This is a genomic window from Mesorhizobium sp. M1006 (assembly GCF_040318825.1).
Lineage (GTDB): Bacteria > Pseudomonadota > Alphaproteobacteria > Rhizobiales > Rhizobiaceae > Mesorhizobium.
Genome location: NZ_JAMYMZ010000112.1, coordinates 1 through 3,406, shown reverse-complemented (window position 1 = coordinate 3,406; position 3,406 = coordinate 1). Strand labels below are relative to the sequence as shown.

3 protein-coding genes are annotated in these 3,406 nt (G+C 61.6%); all 3 read left to right on the top strand.

Going from position 1 to position 3,406, the window contains the following annotated elements; genetic code table 11:
* The first annotated feature begins 147 nt into the window (after positions 1-147).
* Genes NKH60_RS34635 through NKH60_RS34625 form a run of 3 tightly spaced genes read left to right on the top strand, consistent with a single transcriptional unit; the run spans position 148 to position 3,319 of the window.
* Positions 148-1,386 (top strand): site-specific integrase, encoded by a 1,239-nt coding sequence (locus tag NKH60_RS34635; RefSeq protein WP_023699565.1) that lies wholly within the window; start codon positions 148-150, stop codon positions 1,384-1,386.
* A complete protein-coding gene (locus NKH60_RS34630) occupies positions 1,383-2,315 on the top strand; it encodes a tyrosine-type recombinase/integrase (protein WP_023699564.1) in 933 nt (310 codons plus the stop codon). Before NKH60_RS34635 ends, NKH60_RS34630 begins: the two co-directional genes overlap by 4 nt.
* A complete protein-coding gene (locus NKH60_RS34625) occupies positions 2,312-3,319 on the top strand; it encodes a tyrosine-type recombinase/integrase (protein WP_352875080.1) in 1,008 nt (335 codons plus the stop codon). The genes NKH60_RS34630 and NKH60_RS34625 overlap by 4 nt, the downstream gene beginning before the upstream one ends.
* Positions 3,320-3,406: the final 87 nt, after the last annotated feature.

The window sequence follows — 3,406 nt, the reverse complement described above, 5'->3', positions numbered from 1 at the left end:
CCATTCTTATGCGTCGGGCGAGATTATGTGGCGGAGCCGCCCTGACCCCTTTCGGGTCGGCCAAACCCAGCTTGCCTCCGCCACATAATATTTCATGCCTCTCTCATGGCGCGGGATTCCCCTGTGCCACAACGCCGGAGGGGCAGAATGCTCGAGTTCTATTTTTCCTATTGTGGGGTGCTCAAGCGCCTGCGTAGCGGTGCACTCGGTGGCGAGATGGATCGCCTCGCGGAGCATTTTTTCACCCTTGGTTATAAGCGAGCGTCTGCCACGATTTACCTGAGCCGGATTGCGCGCTTTAGCCAGTTTGCCGCAACGCGCTGTGGTCCGATGCCTATCTCTCAAGATGTCGTCGACAGCTATTTGTGCACGTTTACTACGGATACTCCACGCATTGGAGCAGTGTCGGCACTGGGACACGCGCGGCGAGTGGCTCCAGAACGCTTCCTTGCTGCTGTTCCCAGTGTAGATAATGATCCGAATGCTCCGCTTCTGAGCTCCTTTTCGGACTATCTGAGCAGGGTGTGCGGACTGGAGTCAAAGTCTCGCGAAGGCGTTCTCCTGGGCAGCCGCCGCTTTCTGGATTGGTTCCATCGCCACCATTCCGGCCAAGACCTCGACGCATTGACGGCTGAGCATGTCCTTGCCGCTGTCGAACATCGGCTGTCACTATCGGCGACCTCCGGTACCCGCACCGCAGCAACTTCTCACATCCGGACATTTCTTCGGTTTTTGTATTGGGCTGGCCACCACGATCAGGATCTCGCGCGCGTCGTCCCCAGGACGCCCCACTGGCGTTTGGCTCATCTGCCGCCGCGCCTTGCATGGGATGACGTTCGGCGTGCAATTGATATGATCGGCGCAACGGCACCGGTTGACGTCCGCGATCGAGCCGTCCTGCTGCTGCTCGCCACCACGGGCATTCGCAACGGTGAGCTGCGCGCCCTTCAACTGCACGATATCCACTGGCGAACTGGCGAGGTTTTTGTCCGGCACACCAAGGGCAAGCGTGATCGGGTGGCCCCGCTCATCGAGGAAGCCGGTGCCGCGCTCGCCGACTACGTCCTGCGCGCTCGACCGAAGGTGGATAGTCCGTATCTGTTCCTGTCCTTCACGCCGCCCGTGGCACCATTCAAATGCGCGTCGCCTGTTTCGAGGATCGTGCGGAAGCGGTTGCGACATGGCGGGGTTGAACTCGGGCAGGTCGCAGGTGCGCATCTCCTGCGCCACAGTCTTGCCACCCAGCTCGTCAAGCAGCGAAGGCCGATCAACGAGGTTGCCGATCTCCTGGGACACCGCAGCATCAACACAACGGCGCTGTACGTAAAGGTCGCGACGTCGCAACTTGCCGAGGTCGCACTTCCCTTTCCGGGAGGCGTGGCATGACCGCCTTTGCCCGATTCCTCGGCGAGAAGGCCGAGTGTTACATCGAGCTACGCCACTCCCTCGGCTATGCCTTCAGCAAGCAAGCCGGCACGTTGCGGGCTTTCGTGAGGTACATTGAGCGCGCTCAGTTCGATGGGCCTGCCACTCGAACTTTGGCGCTGGATTTTGCCCTGTCGTTCAGCGGCGCCGCCAACAGCCGTGTCAGTCGTCACGGCGTGCTGCGCCGGTTTTACGAATATCTCGCCGTCTATGACGCGCGAACCGAAGCCTTGGAGCGCAGAGCTTTCCCCAGATCCAGAGCGATTCCGCCTCCGCGAATCCTCAGCGAGGCCGAGTTGGCATCACTCATCGACGCATGCCGCCGCATCTCGCCGGGAATCCTTCTCAAGGGGCGGACAATGGCCACGCTGATCGGATTATTGGCGAGCTCGGGGCTGCGATCAGGCGAAGTGGTCAGACTTGATCGTTCCGACGTTGATCTGGCCAACGGGATTCTCCTCATTCGGAAGACGAAGTTCCGCAAGGACCGTCTCGTTCCAGTTCACACGACGACCCAGGCTGCCCTTCGTAGCTACGTCCATGAACGGGATGCCGCTTTTCCCATGCCCAAGGACCAGGCCTTTTTCCTCAGCTCTCGTGGCAATCGCCTCTCGGCGACAGGCCTGCAAAACGGCTTTGCCGAGGCCCGCAAGCTTGCTGGTCTCGATGGCGGCAAGCCATTAAGGCCACACGATCTCAGGCACCGGTTCGCCGTGACCCGTCTCGGCCTCTGGCATCAGCAGCGCGCAGACGTTCAGGCGTTGCTCCCGTTGCTCGCCACATATCTCGGTCACGCCAGCTACAGCGACACTGCCTACTATCTCACCGGTTCGGCAGATCTTCTCGCCATTGCGGCGGAGCGCGCCTTCCTCGACGGAGGTGCAGCATGAGCGAACACCTGCTGCTGGCGCCGCTCCTGGAGTCCTACTTTCGCCGGCGCTTGACCAAACAACGCAATGCGACTCCCGCGACCGTGGCCAGCTATCGCGATGCCTTGCGCATGCTGATCATCTTTGCCGCCACCCGATTGGCGAAGAAGCCGGCCGCATTGGCACTCGAAGACCTCGATCGAGACCTCGTTCTCGCCTTCCTCGACGAGCTCGAGGAGAAGCGCAAGAACGTCATCGCCACGCGCAACGCCCGACTAGCGGCCATCCGATCCTTCTTCCATCACGTAGCAGCCGCTGACCCGGCGTCCTTCGGTGTCGCCCAACGCGTGCTGACGATTCCCATAAAACGGGCTCACATTGAGGTGACGCACCACCTCACCAAGGCCGAAGTGGACGCCCTTATTGCGGCCCCCGATCAGAGGACGTCCCGTGGGCGGCGCGACCGAACGTTTCTACTGTTTCTGGCACGGACCGGCGCCCGGGTCTCCGAAGCCACCGGCGTCAACGCAAACGACCTTCAGTTGGAACGGCCGCACCCACAAGTGCTGCTGCGCGGCAAAGGGCGCAGAGACCGCGTCGTCCCCATTGCTAAGGACCTGGCGCGGGCGCTGACATCCTTGTTGAGCGAGCGCGGGATCACCCATCACGAGCCGCGAGCGATATTCGTCGGCGCCCGCAACGAACGCCTGACTCGTTTCGGAGCGATCCATATCGTGCGGCGTGCGGCCACAGAGGCCGTGCCTACCAGGCCGGCCTTGGCCGACAAGCCCATATCGCCGCACATCTTCCGGCACTCCCTCGCCATGAAGCTTCTCCAGTCCGGCGTGGACCTTTTGACGATCCAAGCCTGGCTCGGGCACGCACAGGTCGCCACGACCCACCGCTATGCCGCAGCGGATGTCGAGATGATGCGCAATGGACTCGAGAAGGCGGGCGTCACCGGCGCTCACGGCGTGCGTTTCCGACCAAATGACTCCGTTCTGCAACTGCTGAACAGCATCTAAATATTATGTGGCGGAAAAATCCGGACCGGCGGGCCTAGGCTGGCACCAGGAAGGCTCCGCCACATAATCTCGCCCGACGCATAAGAA